18 protein-coding genes are annotated in these 16075 nt (G+C 67.7%); 5 read left to right on the top strand and 13 right to left on the bottom strand.

Annotated features, from left to right (window positions below; genetic code table 11):
* Positions 1 to 47: 47 nt before the first annotated feature.
* The 3 genes from ACO1BU_RS17790 to ACO1BU_RS17800 all read right to left on the bottom strand — a co-directional run bounded on the left by ACO1BU_RS17790 (position 48) and on the right by ACO1BU_RS17800 (position 3384).
* Positions 48 to 1082 carry an amino acid ABC transporter substrate-binding protein gene (locus ACO1BU_RS17790; protein WP_424137310.1) on the bottom strand — a complete coding sequence of 345 codons (1035 nt, stop codon included), beginning with the start codon at positions 1080 to 1082 and terminating at the stop codon, positions 48 to 50.
* A gap of 128 nt (positions 1083 to 1210) precedes the next feature.
* The gene (locus ACO1BU_RS17795; protein WP_424137311.1) at positions 1211 to 2539 is read right to left on the bottom strand and encodes an aspartate aminotransferase family protein; all 1329 of its coding nucleotides are present in this window, start codon (positions 2537 to 2539) and stop codon (positions 1211 to 1213) included.
* On the bottom strand, positions 2536 to 3384 hold the full coding sequence (locus tag ACO1BU_RS17800) for a MurR/RpiR family transcriptional regulator (protein WP_424137312.1): 849 nt from the start codon (positions 3382 to 3384) through the stop codon (positions 2536 to 2538). The genes ACO1BU_RS17795 and ACO1BU_RS17800 overlap by 4 nt, the downstream gene beginning before the upstream one ends.
* Before the next feature lie 62 nt (positions 3385 to 3446).
* Between ACO1BU_RS17800 and ACO1BU_RS17805 the strand changes: the two genes are divergently transcribed.
* A complete protein-coding gene (locus ACO1BU_RS17805; protein WP_424137313.1) occupies positions 3447 to 4079 on the top strand; it encodes an arylsulfatase in 633 nt (210 codons plus the stop codon).
* A 31-nt stretch (positions 4080 to 4110) separates the two neighbouring features.
* Here the strand turns inward: ACO1BU_RS17805 and ACO1BU_RS17810 are convergent, their stop codons facing one another.
* Positions 4111 to 5079: a pirin family protein gene (locus ACO1BU_RS17810; protein ID WP_424137314.1), complete on the bottom strand. Its 969-nt coding sequence runs from the start codon at positions 5077 to 5079 to the stop codon at positions 4111 to 4113.
* Between the two features lie 225 nt (positions 5080 to 5304).
* Between ACO1BU_RS17810 and ACO1BU_RS17815 the strand changes: the two genes are divergently transcribed.
* Complete coding sequence (locus ACO1BU_RS17815) at positions 5305 to 5586, top strand: hypothetical protein (RefSeq protein ID WP_424137315.1); 282 nt, start codon at positions 5305 to 5307, stop codon at positions 5584 to 5586.
* Between the two features lie 218 nt (positions 5587 to 5804).
* Here the strand turns inward: ACO1BU_RS17815 and ACO1BU_RS17820 are convergent, their stop codons facing one another.
* Both ACO1BU_RS17820 and ACO1BU_RS17825 read right to left on the bottom strand, forming a co-directional pair.
* Positions 5805 to 5990 (bottom strand): hypothetical protein, encoded by a 186-nt coding sequence (locus ACO1BU_RS17820; protein ID WP_424137316.1) that lies wholly within the window; start codon positions 5988 to 5990, stop codon positions 5805 to 5807.
* A gap of 56 nt (positions 5991 to 6046) precedes the next feature.
* Complete coding sequence (locus ACO1BU_RS17825; RefSeq protein WP_424137317.1) at positions 6047 to 6391, bottom strand: hypothetical protein; 345 nt, start codon at positions 6389 to 6391, stop codon at positions 6047 to 6049.
* Between the two features lie 349 nt (positions 6392 to 6740).
* Here ACO1BU_RS17825 and ACO1BU_RS17830 point away from each other — a divergent pair, with 349 nt between their 5' ends.
* Complete coding sequence (locus ACO1BU_RS17830; protein ID WP_424137318.1) at positions 6741 to 7490, top strand: aspartyl/asparaginyl beta-hydroxylase domain-containing protein; 750 nt, start codon at positions 6741 to 6743, stop codon at positions 7488 to 7490.
* 94 nt (positions 7491 to 7584) lie between these two features.
* Here ACO1BU_RS17830 and rutA read toward each other — a convergent pair whose 3' ends face one another.
* Entirely contained in the window at positions 7585 to 8667 is a 1083-nt protein-coding gene (rutA, locus tag ACO1BU_RS17835) for a pyrimidine utilization protein A (protein WP_424137319.1), read from the bottom strand.
* A 232-nt stretch (positions 8668 to 8899) separates the two neighbouring features.
* Between rutA and ACO1BU_RS17840 the strand changes: the two genes are divergently transcribed.
* Together ACO1BU_RS17840 and ACO1BU_RS17845 are read left to right on the top strand one after the other, a co-directional pair.
* Positions 8900 to 9100 (top strand): hypothetical protein, encoded by a 201-nt coding sequence (locus ACO1BU_RS17840; protein WP_424137320.1) that lies wholly within the window; start codon positions 8900 to 8902, stop codon positions 9098 to 9100.
* Positions 9097 to 10488: an amidase gene (locus ACO1BU_RS17845; RefSeq protein WP_424137321.1), complete on the top strand. Its 1392-nt coding sequence runs from the start codon at positions 9097 to 9099 to the stop codon at positions 10486 to 10488. The genes ACO1BU_RS17840 and ACO1BU_RS17845 overlap by 4 nt, the downstream gene beginning before the upstream one ends.
* Before the next feature lie 120 nt (positions 10489 to 10608).
* Here ACO1BU_RS17845 and ACO1BU_RS17850 read toward each other — a convergent pair whose 3' ends face one another.
* The 6 genes from ACO1BU_RS17850 to ACO1BU_RS17875 all read right to left on the bottom strand — a co-directional run.
* Positions 10609 to 11448, bottom strand: coding sequence for a metallophosphoesterase family protein (locus tag ACO1BU_RS17850; RefSeq protein ID WP_424137322.1), 840 nt, complete (start codon positions 11446 to 11448; stop codon positions 10609 to 10611).
* Positions 11449 to 11479: 31 nt separating this feature from the next.
* Entirely contained in the window at positions 11480 to 12769 is a 1290-nt protein-coding gene (locus tag ACO1BU_RS17855; RefSeq protein WP_424137323.1) for an ABC transporter substrate-binding protein, read from the bottom strand.
* 20 nt (positions 12770 to 12789) lie between these two features.
* The gene (locus ACO1BU_RS17860; protein ID WP_424137324.1) at positions 12790 to 13623 is read right to left on the bottom strand and encodes a carbohydrate ABC transporter permease; all 834 of its coding nucleotides are present in this window, start codon (positions 13621 to 13623) and stop codon (positions 12790 to 12792) included.
* A complete protein-coding gene (locus ACO1BU_RS17865) occupies positions 13616 to 14527 on the bottom strand; it encodes a carbohydrate ABC transporter permease (RefSeq protein ID WP_424137325.1) in 912 nt (303 codons plus the stop codon). The genes ACO1BU_RS17860 and ACO1BU_RS17865 overlap by 8 nt, the downstream gene beginning before the upstream one ends.
* Positions 14520 to 15662, bottom strand: a complete 1143-nt coding sequence (locus ACO1BU_RS17870) for an ABC transporter ATP-binding protein (RefSeq protein ID WP_424137326.1) — start codon at positions 15660 to 15662, stop codon at positions 14520 to 14522. The genes ACO1BU_RS17865 and ACO1BU_RS17870 overlap by 8 nt, the downstream gene beginning before the upstream one ends.
* Positions 15663 to 15799: 137 nt before the next feature.
* The coding region (locus ACO1BU_RS17875; protein WP_424137327.1) for a hypothetical protein at positions 15800 to 16075 on the bottom strand (276 nt) is incomplete at its 5' end.

Consider the following 16075-nt stretch of genomic DNA (forward strand, 5'->3'; position numbering starts at 1 on the left):
TCTTGTTCTGCAAGTTCGGGGATGCGCCCGCATCCCCGGGAGTTACCTCACCGGAACGGGACAGCGTACATCAGGCCGCCCGCAGTCCATAGGCCGTTCAGGCCACGCGGCAGCTTCAGGGCGCTGCCCTGGCCGACATTCCGCTCGAACACCTCACCATAGTTGCCCACAGCCTTGATGGCGTTCAGCATCCAACGGTTGTCCAACCCGATCCGGGAGCCGAACTCGCCGCTCGTCCCCAGCAGGCGCTGAGCCACCGGGTTGGGCCCGGCGGCCATCTGGTCGGCATTCGCCTGCGTGATCCCGGCCTCCTCGGCCTCCACCAGGCCGTAATGCACCCAGGCCACGATGTTGCTCCACTGGTCGTCCCCATTGCGGGTAAACGGACCCAGCGGCTCCTTCGAGATGGTCTCGGGCAACACCATGTAATCCGCCGCATTTGGCGCCACGGTGGCGATCGCGCCGGCCAGGGCCGAGGCATCCTGCGTCATGGCGTCGCAGCGGCCGGAGAAGAAGGCCTGCTGCATCGTGTCCACCCTCTCGAACACCACGGGCTGGAAGCGGATGTTACGGGCTCGGGCGATATCACCCAAGGTCACCTCATGGGTCGTGCCCTGGGCCACGCAGACCGTCGCGCCATCCAGCCCCTTCACCTCTGTCACGCCCGCATCGCGCCGCACGGCGAAACCCTGGCCGTCATAGAAGTTCACGGGTCCGGCGTTCAGGCCGATGGAGGCGTCGCGCAGGAAGGTCTGGGTGGAGTTGCGCAGCAGCACGTCGACCTCGCCGGACTGCAGCGCGGTGAAGCGGTTCTGCGCGGTCAGGCCCACGAAGCGCACCTTGGTTGCATCGCCCAGCACGGCGGCAGCAATGGCGCGGCAGTAATCGGCATCCAGCCCGCGCACTTCGCCGCGGCTGTCGGGTACCGAGAAACCCGCAAAGCCCGTTGAGACGCCGCAGGCGAGCGTGCCGCGCTGCTTCACCGTATCCAGGGTCGCGGCCTCTGCCGCGTCCGGGGTAACCGAATTGGCGATGCCGGCCAGACCAAGGGCCGCGCAAGCCGCCAGCAGGAAGCGCTTCATGGAAAGTTCCTTCTGTTATGGATTTTTGACGAAGGCCAGCGCGGCCGCCGCGAGGAACGGAACCGCGATGGCTGGGAATGTCGGTATTCTGCCAGCCATGCCGGCATGGAAGGACAAGGCCAGCGGCGTCATGCTGCCAGGGCCGCGTCCACGGCTTCGCCCAGGCGCGTCACGATCAGATCGATCTCCTCCTCGCTGGCCGTATAGGGCGGCGCCAGCAGAATGTGATCGCCCACGCGCCCATCCACCGTGCCGCCGCCCGGATATACGGCCAGCCCGCGCGCCAGCGCCTCGTCGCGGATGCGAAGGTTGAGCTTGCGGGCGGGATCGAAGGCCTCGCGGCTGCCACGGTCCTGCACCAGTTCGATCGCCTGGAACAGCCCGCGCCCGCGGATATCGCCGATATGGCGGTGGTTGCCGAAGCGCTCGGTCAACCCGGCCTCCAAGCGCGCGCCCAGCACGCGCACGCGCTCCAGCAGCCCGTCCCGCGCGATCACCTCCTGTACCGCCAGCGCCGCCGCGCAGGCCACGGGATGAGCGAGGTAGGTGTGACCATGCGCGAAGGCGCCCGAGCCCGCCATAATCGGTGCCAACACCCGATCATTCATCAGGATGGCACCGATCGGCTGGTAGCCGCCGCCCAGCCCCTTCGCGATGGCCTGGATATCCGGCGAGATGCCCTCCTGTTCCCAGGCGTGGAGCGTGCCGGTACGGCCCATGCCGCTCATCACCTCGTCCAGGATCAGCAGCGCGCCATGCCGGTCGCAGATCTCGCGCACGGCGCGGAAATACCCGGCAGGCGGCGGCACGCAGCCGGCCGTGGCGCCGACCACCGTCTCCGCCACGAAAGCGGCGACGTTCTGCGGGCCAAGCCGCTGGAATTCCGCCTCCAGCTCGGCCGCCAGCCGCGCGACGAAAGCGGCCTCGTTCTCCCCCTCCCGCATGCCGCGATAGGCGAAGGCCGGCGACACATGGCTGAAGGCATCGGCCAGGATCGGCGCGTAGGGCGCGCGCCGCGCGGCGTTCCCGCCCAGTGCCAGCACGCCGAGCGTATTGCCGTGATAGCTTTGGCGGCGCGCGATGAAGCGTGTGCGCTGGGGCTGCCCGGCCTCTACGAAATGCTGCCGCGCCAGCTTCAGCGCCGCCTCCATCGCCTCTGACCCGCCGGAGACGAAATAGGCGCGGCTCAGCCCGCCGGGCTCATGCCCGACCAGCACCTCGCCCAGCCGCTCGGCGGCCTCGTTCGTGAAGAAGCCGGTATGCGCGTATTCCAACGCCCCGACCTGCTTCTGCACCGCGGCCACCACATCCGGGTGTCCATGCCCGAGGCAGGACACCGCCGCACCGCCCGAGGCATCCAGAACCGCCTTTCCATCGGAAAGCTGCAGCCAGGATCCCTTTCCGCCCGTGGCGACAGGCGGCGCATTGCGGCTGCGGTGCAGAAGACGGGAGGTCATCGGGAATCCTCATCGGATGCGTATCGGGACAGTTCGGCCAGCCGCGCCTCGGCCTGGCGTAGATGCTCCAGCGCGGCGGCGCCCCCCTGGGCAAAGACCGCCGCCGCCAGCGCCTGCGCCAGCGACACGGCACCTGTCAGGGAATGGAAGAAGCCGGGACCATCGGCTTCGAAGCGCAGCAGATGGGCCGCGCCGCGCGCCACGGGCGCGGCGGGCGAATCGGCCAGTGCGACCAGCATCGATCCGGCGGCGCGCGCCGCGGCCGCCGTCCGCACCGCCTCGGCCGAATAGGGCGCGAAACTCGCCAGCACCACCGCATCGCGCGAGGAGAAGGCATCCAGGTCCAGCTCTTCGGGGCCCTCCGCCCCGACCAGCCGCGTCTCCGGCCGGAACAGGCGAAGCTGATAATGAAGGAGCCCCGCCACCGCGCGGCAGGACCGGAAGCCGGCGCACCAGATCCGTGGCGCCCCATGCAGCGCCGCCGCGGCTACCGCCACCGGCCCCGCATCCAGCGCAGCTAATGCCGCTGAATCGGCAGTCAGCATCGCTGCCGGCAGGTCGTCCCGCGCGCGGGCACGCGCGGAGAAGGGGGCCGCCGGCCGGCGCGCCTCCACCAGCACGGCCCGCAGCGGCTCCCACCCGGAATAGCCCAGCGCCTGGGCCAGCCGCGTGAAACTTACCGGGCTCACCCCCGCATCCGCCGCCAGTTCCCGCATGGAACGCGTGGTCGCGTCGAAGGCGTGGTCCACCAGATAGCGCGCGGCATCCTGAAGCCGGGGCGGCAGCTCCGGCAGGGCGAGGCGCAGGCGTTCAAGCGGCGCATCCAGCGACATGAAACATACCATGCACCAATCCCACCTCAATGCAACATTTGTTTCAAACGAAGATCTGCGACAGAATTCCGCCCATGCGGATCGCCCTCATCCACGCCCTGCGCCACTCCCCTCCGCCCATTGAGGCCGCCTTCGCCCGGCTTTGGCCCGAGGCAGTGCTGATGAACCTGCTCGATGACAGCCTCTCCGCCGACCTCGCCCGCGTTGGTTCCATCACCCCGGCGATGACGGAGCGCTTCCTTACCCTTTCCCGCTACGCTGTGGGCACGGGGGCGGACGCCATCCTCTTCACCTGCTCCGCCTTCGGCCCCTGTATCGAAGTCTGCGCCGCCGCACTCGGCCCCATCCCCGTCCTCAAACCGAATGAGGCCATGGTGGCGGAGGCGGCGGCGATGGGTGGCCGCATTGGCCTGCTCGCCAGCTTCGGCCCCACGCTGGACAGCATGCCCCCGGAATTTCCGGAGAATGTCGTGCTGGTCCCCAAGCTGGCCGAGGGCGCCCTGGACGCCCTGAACCGTGGCAATGCCGAAACCCATGACAGGTTAGCCGCTGAAGCCGCGCGGGAGCTGGCCGATTGCGACGCCATCGCCCTCGCTCAGTTCAGCCTCGCCCGTGCGGCCCCTCTCGTCACGGCCGCCACGGGCAAGCCGGTGCTGACGACGCCAGACAGTGCGGTGCGTGCCCTGCGCGCACGCCTGCTGGGCTAACGAAAGGGACGGGCCGGGTCCCTCCGCGCCGTCAGGTCGTCGGCGATCCGGCGCCAGGGGATTGAACGCCGCCGCGGACCCGTTCCACCGGCAGCGGGATGAACTCCTCTTCGTCGCCCGGCACCAGGCCGAAGCGGCCCGCACGCCAGTCCTCCTTCGCCTGCTCAATCCGCTCGCGGGAGGAGGAAACGAAGTTCCAGAACAGGTGACGTGGCCCATCCATCGCGGCGCCGCCGAGGAGCAATAGCCGGGCACCTTGCGGCCCTGCGCAAAGAGCCAGCCCGTCCCCCGCACGGAAGACGAGCATGCGGCCCGGTTCGAAGCGGTCGCCTGAAACCGTCACCTCGCCGTCCAGCACATAGGCGCCGCGCTCCTCATGATCCGGCAGTGGCAAGGCGGCGCCGGGCGCCAGCACGGCATCGGCATAGAAAAGGTCGGAGGGCGTCGCGACCGGGGAACGTGCGCCCCAGCCATGGCCGGCAATCAGGCGCAGCCGGACCTTGCCATCCTCGATCACCGCCAGGGTGGTGGCGGGATGATGCGCGAAATCCGGCACCGCTTCCTCCTGCGCGCGCGGCAGCGCCACCCAGGACTGGATGCCGTAGAGTGGGTTGGAATGGCTGCGCCGGGATTGGTCCGTGCGCTCGGAATGGGCAATGCCGCGGCCGGCCGTCATCCAGTTCACGTCACCCGGCCGGATCGGCTGGTTGGAGCCGAGCGTGTCGCGGTGCTGGATCTCGCCCTCGAAAAGATAGGTCACGGTGGAGAGGCCGATATGCGGGTGCGGTCGCACATCCAGCCCCTTGCCGGAGAGAAACTCGCCCGGCCCCATCTGGTCGAAAAAGATGAAGGGGCCGACCATCTGGCGCTCCTTCGCCGGAAGGGCCCGGCGTACCTCGAAGCCGCCAATGTCATGCGCACGGGGCAGGATCACCTGCCCCACTGCATCGCGCCCCGCGCATTCGGGCATGGTTCCGGTCGGATCGGTCTCGACGCTCATCACCCATCTCCCTGAACGCTGCCCTTGGCAGCGGGCCATGGCCGTTATGCCAACCGGGGTAGCATGGGGCGGCGGTCAATGGCGGTCCATTTCCTCGCGCGCCAGGAACAAGACCGCATGGCTTCCGGCGAAGCAGATCGGTCCGACATCACGGAGGAATGACGTGCCTTGCCAGGCCGGGGGCGGCACGATGCGTGCTCCGTAGTCCAGCGCCGGAGTTTTCCCGTGCCGAACACCAAACCGGATCCGGCAGACCCGGCCCAAGACCGGATCTTGGAGGACGCCATCGAGAACGCGATCGACCTGATCCTCGGTCGGATCGCCCCCGAGGGACGGGCCAGGGCCCTGCGCGACCTGCGCGAAGAGCTGGAGCGCTGCCTCGTGACCGCCCCCATCGACGGGCCTGTCATGACAGCGCTGCAGGTGCGGGCCAGGATTGCGGCCAGCCTGGCGAGCTATGGCCTTGCAGGGCCCGCCGCCATGGAGACGGAGCTTCCTGCCGTCTGAGTGGAAGTAACGCCCGCACCGGTCATGGGCGAGAACAAGCCCCTAGGGGTCCGACCTTCAGCAGGCCGATCTAACGCCTGCGGGTCCAGAGCGTCAGCAGCATCACGATGACCAGGATGACCATCCCGGTCCGATGCTCGGCAATCCAGGCGAGCGCGGGCTCGATCAGCACCGGGCATTTCCGGCGGGCCGCCCACCCCGCACCTGCAAGCACCAGCTCATGGCCGCGCCTTTCCTTCCGATGGCGGAGGTGGTGTTCGCCCAGTCACCTCTGCCACGGCCCGCGCCTGCGCCATCAGAAGCCGCCGTCCGTCCTGGTCGAGCGCGTCCCAGATAGCGAGAAGCTCCGCACGGCCCGGTGCGGTGCGGATCGGCTCCGGGGTGCCGGGGCGAAGGGTCAGCATGGCGTGGCTCCTTCAGCGATGGGAACGGCAGCAATGCTGCCCGACGGCCGCCCGGATCACGCCCCGGCCAGATGCCGTGCAAAGGCGTCGCGGGTCGCGGCCATGGCCAGGGCAGCGTTCTCGGCATGGCGGCGCGCAGCCTTCTCGGTCACCTCTACCTCGTCCACCGCCTCCGCGGCGGCATCGGCGCTCTCGGCGAAGCCGTCGCGCAGCTCCTCCAACCAGGTCTGCACCTGATCGAGATCAGCGGCTTCACGGAGCTGGGCCACCACGGCGTCCACTTCCCGCGCCATCCGGTCCGGGGTCGCGCCGCGCTGCATGACGGCGGCAAGGCGGTTCATCGCGGCACGCTCAGGCGACGGAGCGCGCTTCGGGGCGGCAGCGGAGGGCTGTCGGGCCATGGTCGGGGTCCTCTTGAGGCGGTCCGGCTTCAGCGGTCCGGCGTACCCCCCATATATGGCACATGTTCCATCAATGTTCCATGTCTCCACGCAGGAGATCAGTCGCGTCAACAGGGTCGTGACCATTCCCGGGCCTCCTCACACCCGGCCCAGGCTGTGGAACGGGCCCGCAGTCCTGAGAGCGGATCGGGGTGGCTTCCGGCAGCTTCCCAGCCGCAGCCCCGCCTGGGGCACGACTCTGGAGATGGTCAAAGGGGCGTCATCTCGCGTATTTTCGCTTTCTCGTCCGCATGACCCTGACGAGCCCGCACCCTGGAACGCGCTGCTGCTTGGCGCGGGAGCGGTGACAATGTTCCAAGACTGGCCGGAGGTGCCCATGGATATCGGAGTGCCGTTGAGGGACCTGGGACCCGTCGATGTGAAGCCTCTCCTCAAAGTGGTGGAGGGGCTCACGGAGGAGGACTGGACCAGCAACACCTTCCGGCAGGACGCGCTGGCCGGCGGCGAGCACGCCGCGGCCGACACCATCCTGATCAAGACGGAGTGGCATCCCTCCGCTTCCACGAGCGGGCTGCAGCACCTTGAGGACCTGGCGCATGTCTGGGCCAGGGAGACCGGCCGCGAACCGGAGAAGTACATCCCGATCGCCCGCGAGGACACCGATGTCTGGCCGGTTTACACCATGCCGGACTGGCTGCGGTTCAAGGAGGTTCTGGAGCCTGTGATCGAGCAGGCCATCGCCCCGCTGAGGGCACCCGGGGGTGTCATTACGCGGCTGGCGCTGGTGCGGCTCCGCGGCGGCGCCACGATCGCGCCGCATATCGACGGCCAGGTCATGGCGACCAAGGCGCACCGCATCCATGTCTCGCTGAGCAGCACGCCGACGGTCGAGTACAAGATCGGTGGCCGCAAGTTCAACATGTTGATGGGCCACGCCTACGACTTCAACAACCGCATCCGGCATTCCGTGCGCAACAAGGGGCGCAATCACCGGATCAACCTGTTCGTCGACTATTACCCCAATCCGGGCCTGGTATTCCGCAATCCGCTGGACGTCTCGGCCCCGCTCTACGCAAAGGCGGCGCCGCGGATCAACTGATCCGCCAGCCGGAACGACGCGGAACATTCGTTCCGGAACAGGAAGGTGACTTGGCCTCTGGGCGGCGGCGCCCAGAGGCCATTGGCGTAGCAGGTCAGGCCGTGGCCAGGACACCCGTTCGGCTGCGCATCAACGGTTGAATGTGCCGGCCGAACTGGTCCATGCCCTGGACGAAATCGTCGAAGGTCAGCATCACGCCACGCAACCCCGGAATCTCCGCCATCTCATCCAGCAGGCGCGCGACGGTGGCATAGGAGCCGACCATCACGCCCTGATTGGTGGGGTAGGCGGGACCTTGCTGCATCTTGTGGCGGTTGGGCGTCGCGTAGGGGTCCGGGTTCGGGTCAGCGCCGGCGGCACGATTGCGCCAGGCCAGGGCCTCGTGATCGACGCCGTCGCAGTAGAGCTGCCATTTCGCCATGGCCTCCTCGTCGGTTTCCGCCGCGATCACCATGGTCATCACCAGCGCGCCAACATCGCGGCCGCTCTGCTTCGTTGCCTCCACCAGCCGGGCGATGCTCGGCGCAACGCTCTGCGGCTGGTTGACGCCGAAGCCGACACAGAAATTGTAGTCGCCATACTCGGCGGCGAAGCGCGTGCCGCGGTCGCTCTGCGCGGCGCAGATGATGGGGATGCGCGTACTGGGCTGCGGCAGCAGGCGGCAGTCATCCATCCGGAAGAACTCTCCCTTGAAGTCGGACTGCCCGGTTTCCCATAGCTCGCGCATGATCTCGACATATTCGGCGCAGAACTCGTAGCGCTTGGCGAAGTGGGCGGTGCCGGGCCAAATGCCCATCTGGCTGTACTCAGCCTCCTGCCAGCCGGAGACGATGTTCACGCCGAAGCGCCCATGCGAAATTGAATCAATCGTCACGGCCATGCGGGCGGCGATCGGCGGCGGCATGGTCAGCACGGCGACGGAAGCGAAGAGCTTGATCCGCGTGGTGATGGAGGCAAGGCCCGCCATCAAGGTGAAACTCTCCAGCCCATAATCCCAGAACTGGGACGGGCCGCCGAAGCCGTGCAGCTTGATCATCGACAGCGCGAAATCCAGGCCGTAGCGCTCCGCGCGTTGCACGATTTCCCGGTTGAGGTCGAAGCTCGGCAGGTATTGCGGCGATGTCGTGGACATCAGCCAGCCATTGTTGTTGATGGGGATGAACACGCCAACCTGCATTCCACATCCTCCGTCGCGCACAGGAACAGCGATGATCCCCGGCCAGCTGTGCAACGCAGCAAACTCCGTGCCATGACGTCGGTGATCCCGCCCTGCCCATGGCCGGCTCGTAGAGGACAGATGGCATGAAGCTTGCCATCAAGCAGTTATCTGCAGTGGATGGACCGGCATTCCGGCCAACCAGTTCGCTCACGGGATCAGGAGTCGTCATGACGGCCGTCAGGATCGAAGCATGAGCGCGCCGGCGGGATCCCCCACGCCGGAGGAACGGGTCCTGATCACCGCTGCCGGGCTGGACGCGACCTTCGCGGCCCATCCTGCTGAGGTGCTGGGGGCGTTGCGCACCGCCGCCGCCATGCGCGAACGCCTGATCCGCCCGCAGAACGCGGCCGAGGAGCCTGCCATCACCTTCCGGCCGCCGGTGGCGCCATGACCCAACCGATCGACCTGACCCTGGCGGAGGCCGCCACCGCCATCGCCGCCCGGCGCCTCTCTCCAGTGGAGTATCTGGACGCCCTGCTGGCGCGGATCGCCGAGAAGGAACCGGATCTCAACGCCTTCATCCGGCTGAACGAGGCGGAAGCACGCGACGCGGCCCGCCGGGCCGAGGCCGAGATCATGGCCGACGGACCTCGCTCCCCGCTTCACGGCATTCCCGTCGGCATCAAGGACATCATCGACCTGGCCGGTCATCCCACCACCTGCCATTCCCGGCTCTGCCTCGATCGTGTCGCGGCGGAGGATGCGCGCGTGGTCGCGATGCTACGGGAGGCGGGCGCGGTGTTTCCCGGCAAGCTCGCGACGCATGAATTCGCCGTCGGCGGCCCGGCTTTCGACGGTCCCTTCCCTCCTGCACGCAATCCGTGGAACCGGCTGCACCATCCCGGTGGGTCCTCCTCCGGCTCTGGCGCGGCGGTCGCGGCGCGCATGTTGCCGGCGGCGCTGGGCACGGATACCGGTGGCTCGGTGCGACACCCGGCGAGCCATTGCGGCATTGTCGGGCTGAAGCCGACCTACGGGCTGATCTCGCGGCGCGGTGTCTTTCCGCTCGCCTTCAGCCTGGACCATGTCGGCCCGCTGACGCGCACGGTGGAAGACAGCGCCATCCTCCTCAATGCGCTCGCCGGCCCCGATGCGGGCGATCCCGGTAGCGCGATGCGACCGGGCGAGGATTACACGCGCCTGTTAGGTGGTGGCGCGAGGGGCCTGCGTATCGGCTTCGTGCGTCATTTCCATGAGCGCGACGACCCCGCGGAGCCCCGCATGGCCGCTGCCCTGGAGGAAGCGGTTCGAACCCTGGCGCGGGAAGGCGCGGACATCCGGGACGTGACCCTGCCGTCGCTTCGCGAATTCTACGCGGTGAACCGTGTGATCATGGGCGCGGAGGCAGCCGCGGTGCATGAGCGCTGGCTGCGCGAGGAACCGGGTGGCTATGCCAATATCACCCTTCGTCGCCTGCTGCCCGGCCTGTTCCTGTCGGGCGCCGACTATGTGCAGGCGCAGCGCCGCCGCGCCGCCCTGACCGCGGCGGTCCAGGCGGCCTTCGCGGAGGTGGACCTGCTGCTCACCGCCTCCTCCATGGACCCGGCCTGCCGGATCGACGACGCGGCCGAGGTGGAGCGGACCTATCCGCGCCAGGCGCGGACCGTGTTCAACGTCACCGGCCATCCCGCCATCACCCTCATGTGCGGGCTGGCGGAACCGGAGCAACTGCCGCTCTCCGTCCAGTTGGCAGGCCGCTACTTCGAGGAGGCGCGCCTGTACCAAGCCGCCGCGGCCTACGAGCGCGCCGCACCATGGCGCGACCGGCATCCGGCATGAGGGGAGCAGGGGCGCCGTTGCCTCGCCCAAGCCCTCCTTAGGCACGAGGCCATCATTGACTTCGTGCCGAAGCTCCGTCCGCGGCTGACCGACACGGCGCAGCCGCCTCCCGGCCCGCGGTCAGGCCGCCAAGAGCTTCTGCGGTCCGTAGATCTCGGGCATCTCGCCGATATCGTGCCGCACTAAGCCGGGCAGCGGCACCATACGGCTCTGGAAGCCTCCATCCGCGTGGAGAAGGTGCTCAACGAAGCCCACGCTCTTCTCGCCCACCGTCTCCTGATAGGCATCGCCCACGATGAAGGCGGCCGAGGGGCCCCAGATCTGCCGAAGACCCTCGCAGACGCCACGGTCGCGCCACTGATGCACGTGCCCCGTGGCCAGGAAGGCCGGCCGCTGCGGCAGGAGCAGGTCCACCAGACGACGGCGCGGCCCGGGCTGGATGCACCAGTAGGTGCTGTCCGTCTCGTCCATTCGCTCCTGGCAGAGCGGCTTGTGCATGAAAACCGCAACAGAGCGGCCGGCCGCGCCCTCCAGCGCGCGGGCCAGCGCCTCCATCTGCGCCTCGGCCTCCGGCAGGTCGGTGGCGGTGATCTGGCTGTCGAGCCCGATCAGCCGCCAGCCCGGCACGTCCCTTAGGAAGAGGTCGGCGCCGAGATGCGCATGCCAGCGGGCCAGGCGCTCGGCATTCGCAGGCTGGCGGCAACCGGGGAGCGGATCGTCGCCGATATCGTGATTCCCGGGCACGGCCAGCCAGTCGAGGCCGAGCCCGTCATGCGCGGCCCGGGCCAATGCGAGATCCGCCGCGTCATCCGCGCCATTCAGCGAGATGTCCCCAGTGTTCACCACCAGGTCCGGCCGATGATCGCGCAAATGCTCGGCGAGGACATCGAAATTCGCGCGGAAGCCGGGCACGCGATCGGAAAGATGGGTATCGCTGATCTGCGCGAGGCGGAAGGTCATCGGTCCGTTTCCTGGATGCGAAGGGGCTGCATCAAGCGCGGCGCGGCAGCAGGCGGCGTACCTCGGCGGCCATGTCGCGCTGAACCTCCTCTGGCGTCGCGCGCTGCTCAACGATGCGGGCGATGTTGTCGACCATCGTCTGCGTCACGCGCACGCTATTGCTGCCGGGGAAGGCATACCAGGGGATGGAGATCGGGATCTGCTTCACCGCGGCCAGGAAGAGCGGGTTCTCGCGGTAGAACTGACCAAGATACTGCGGATCGTCGATCGCGATCTGGTTGCAGGGCAGGTAGCCCGTGTTCTTCACCATCAGCGCCTGGCCCTCAGGCCCCGTGGAGAAGCGCAGGAACTTCCAGGCGGCGTCGCGCTTCGCGGGGTCCTTCGCCGTCAGCATGCCGGCGGCGCCGCCGGTGGGCAGGCGGCCCTTCTGCGCGTCGATCACCGGCATGCCGGTGGTGCGCATGACGAAATTGTTGCCCGCGCCCTCCTTCATGCCGCGCACCAGCGCGGTGGTCTGGAAGATCATGCCGAGCTTGCCGGCGGTGAAGGCCTGGCGCGCCGCAACGGCGGAGAGGTTGGGCATGCCGCCCTCCTTCACCATGCGGTCGATCAGCCTCAGCGCGCCCAGCCCCTCCGGCCCGGCAAAACCGACATCGCGCTCATCCTCCGTCAGCATCCGGCCGCCATGGCCAAAGAGCAGGGAGGAGAACATCCAGTCGTCGCCATTCCAGGTGAACCACATGCCCTCGGCACCGTCGCCCAGACGGTCGATCTTCCCGGCGAGTTCCAGCACGCCGTTCCAGTCGGTCGGGAAGTGGTCGGGGTCACCACCCGCCCGGCGGACAAGGTCGGCATTGTAGTAGGTGACGGGGTTGGAGGCGGCAAAGGCGAGGCCGGACTGGAAGCCGCCAAAATGGCCGAGTGCCAGCAGGTTCGGCGTGTAGCCGACGGTGGCCGGATCAGCGGCCTCGGCCTTCAGCAGTGGCGTTAGGTCCTGGGCAATGCCGCGCTCCGCGAAAACGCGGAGGCGATTGAAGCCCTGATAGGAGAGATCGGGAAGCTGGTTGGTCGCGGTCTGGCGGAGGATGAGCTGCGCACCCTCCTCATAGTTCGGCGTGGTGACGTAATTCACCTTGATGTTCGGCTCGCGCTTCGCGAAGGCGGCCAGGATCGCGTCATAAGCCTCCTTATAGATGAAGGGCTGGGCGTAGTGGACGGTGATCTCGACCGGCACCTGGGCGCGCAGGACGCGCGGGGCGAAGAGCATGGCGGCGGGCGCAGCCAGCGCAATGCGCCGGCTGATCTGGGCGGTGGTGAGCATGAGATTCTCCATAATAAGCCTCAACCCTTGAGGCCGGTGGTGGCGATGCCTTCGATGAAGCGGCGCTGGGCCAGCAGGAAGGCGATGACGAGAGGCGCAGTCATCAACACCGCGGCCGCCATCAGCGCGCCAAAATCATCGCCGGCCTCATCAGAGCGGAAGTAGAGGACCCCGAGCGCGGGGGTGGCGTGGGCCGGGCCGTTCACCACGATCAGCGGCCAGAACAGGTCGTTCCAATGCGCAACAACAGAGAAGATCGCGAAGGCCGTCGCGGCAGGCCAGGCGTTCGGCAGCACGATTCGCCAGACAATCTCTGCCTCACCCAGCCCATCCATGCGGGCGGCATGGATCAGGTCATCAGGTAGTGATTTGAAGAACTGGCGGAACAGAAAGATAGCGAAGACGGAGATGGTGGCAGGCGCGATGAGCGCCGTGTAGCTATCGAGAAGCCCCAGCTGGCTGAAACCGACATAGAGCGGTAACGCGGGAACGTGATAGGGCACCAGCAGACCGAGCATCACCGCGCCAAAAGCGAGCCCACTACCCGGAAAGCGAAGCTTCGCCAGCGCGTATCCCGCCGGGACCGCAAAAAGAAGCTGGAAGAAAAGAATCCCACCGCAGACAAGAATGCCGTTCCACAAATAGCGCCAGACCGGAATCTTGGCGAAGACCTTCCCGTAATTCTCCACGGCGTAGAAGCGCTCTGGCAGAAGGGAGAGCGAGGCGCGGAAGATCTCGTCCAGCGGCTTCAGGCTGGCGGCGATCATCCAGATATAGGGCATCAGAACGACCAGCCCGAGCAGAGCCAGTAGCGCGAGCCGTGGCAGGTCCCGGAGAAGCGGGCGATCAGACATAATGCACCCGCTTCTCGATAACCCGCGTCTGTAGCCAGACCAGGGCAAGGACGATGGCGAGGAAAACGAGGGTAATGGCAGCGGAGTAACCCAGCCGGAAATAGGTAAAGCCTTCCTCGTACATCGTGTAGAGCAGCACCTCGGAAGCCTTGTTCGGCCCGCCCTGCGTCAGCACCGCCACGCTGTCGAAGACGCGTATGGCGCGTGTCATGGTGATGGTGATCACGAAGAGAGTGGTCGGCCCCAGCAGCGGCCATGTGACGAGGCGGAAGCGATCCCAGGCGCGCGTCGCGCCATCCACCTCAGCCGCCGCGTACAGCTCCCGCGGAATGGCCGTCAGCCCAGCCAGAAAGAGAACGAGGTTGAAACCGATATTCTCCCACACACCGATGGCGGCGAGCGACAGCAGCACCGTGTCGGAGGAGGAGAGCCAAGCCGGCCCTTCAACACCGACCGTGCGCAGCGCCGCGTTGAGTGGCCCGATGGTCGGGTGGAGCAGGTACTGCCATGCCGATGCCATTGCCACGGGCAGAGAGATAACAGGCAGGAAGAAGACGGCACGAAACAGAGTGCGGCCGCGCGTTCCGGCCTCGATCAGCAATGCGAGTACCAGACCGCCCAGCACCGAGACGGGTGCCACGACCGCAACGTAGAGGATGGTATTGCGAAGTGCGATGCCGAAGCCACGGTCCCGCAGAAGCTCCGCAAAGTTATCAAGGCCGACCCAGGACGCGCCCGCGGCACCCAATTCGTAATCCGTGAAGGCCAGTGCGACGGTCGCCAACGTCGGGGCCAGCAGCATCAGTGCGAAGGCGATAGCGGCCGGGGCGGTCAGCAACCAGCCGGCCATCGCCTCCCCGGCCGAAAGGCGCGGCGCAGGAACGGCGTAGGCAGCATCAGACAAGGGCCGCCTCCGGCGACAGGGCTCGCACAGCCACGCGCTTGCCCGCGACATCGAAGACCAGCGCGCGGCCGAGCGGGAAGCGCAGCGCCACCTCCCCTCCGGGCGGCAGTGTATCGCGCTCCTCCGGGGCCAGGCGGAGCACCAGCGGGGCACCCAGCGCGCCGTGGCGCAGATGGACCAGCAGGCTCTCCCCCAGAAACTCCACCCCTTCCAGCACGGCGGGCAGACCTGCGCCGGCAGGCTGCAGGTCCTCCGGCCGCAGGGCGAGGGTCATGGGGCCACTTCCTGCCACGCGCAGCCCCACGGCCTGGCCGGCGACGCGCAGCACCCCCTCCGCATCCGCCTCGGCCAGCAGGGTGTTGATACGGGGTGAGCCGATGAAGGTGGCGACACGCAGATCCTGTGGGTCCGCATAGATCTCGGTCGGGGGTGCAATCTGGAGTATTTCGCCGGCCTGCATGACCGCTACCCGATCCGCCATGGTCAGGGCTTCGGACTGGTCATGCGTGACATAGACGGTCGCGACACGGGCAGCGCGATGGATTGCCACAATCTCTCGCCGCGTCTGCACCCGAAGGCTGGCATCGAGATTGGACAGCGGCTCGTCCATCAGAAAGGCCGCGGGGCGGCGTACAATGGCGCGGGCCAGTGCCACACGCTGCCGCTGCCCGCCGGAGAGTTGCCCGGGGCGGCGGTCCAGCAACCCGTTCAGGCCCAGCGCCTGTGCGGCGTGGCGCACCTCCTGCGTGATGGAATCCCGCATGGCCCGCGTACCAGGCAGCATGGCGCCGATCAGGGGTAGTCGCTGCGCCGCGCTCAGCCGACCCATGGCGAGCGGGACGGCGATATTCTCCTCCACGGTCAGGTGGGGGTAGAGGGCATAGGACTGGAACACCATGGCGACGTCGCGCTGAGACGGGCGCAGGCCCGTCACTTCACGCCCGCCAATGCGGATCCGGCCGGTGTCGGGCTGCTCGATCCCGGCGATGCAGCGCAGAAGCGTGGATTTGCCACAACCGGAGGGGCCGACGAGCGCCACGAACTCGCCAGCGGCCACAGCCAGCGACACGCCCCGCAGCACCTCGGTAGCGCCAAAGCGCTTACCTAACTCCGTGACCGTAATTCCGTCCACCATCAGCCCCCGAGGAGATCGGGTCGCGCAGTAGGGGGCAAATCTGTCATACGCATTGCCGTTCGATGAAGGACGTGTGTCAGTCGCCGGGTTGCCTGCCAGTCCGGAGGCGGGCTTTTTCACCCGCCTCCCTGGTTTGATCAGGTGAAGAGGAAGTCGTCGACCGAGAGTTGGGCGGTGGTGATGCCGGCGAGGAACAGCGTGCCGTTCTCGCCGATCTCGTGCCCGTTCAGCAGCACGCCGCCATCCATGTCGGTTGCGATCGACTGGATCAGGGCGGTCCGCTCGTCCGGGGTGTCGAGCGAGGCCGGGATCAGGGCGTCATCGATCACGAGGTGGTCGATGCCGTCCTGGAAGTCGGTGATGGTGGCCGCGTAGAAGGCCTCCGGCGTCAGGACGAAGCTGTCCGCCCCGGC

This window comes from Roseomonas chloroacetimidivorans (assembly GCF_049629625.1).
GTDB classification, from domain to species: Bacteria; Pseudomonadota; Alphaproteobacteria; order Acetobacterales; family Acetobacteraceae; genus Roseomonas; species Roseomonas chloroacetimidivorans.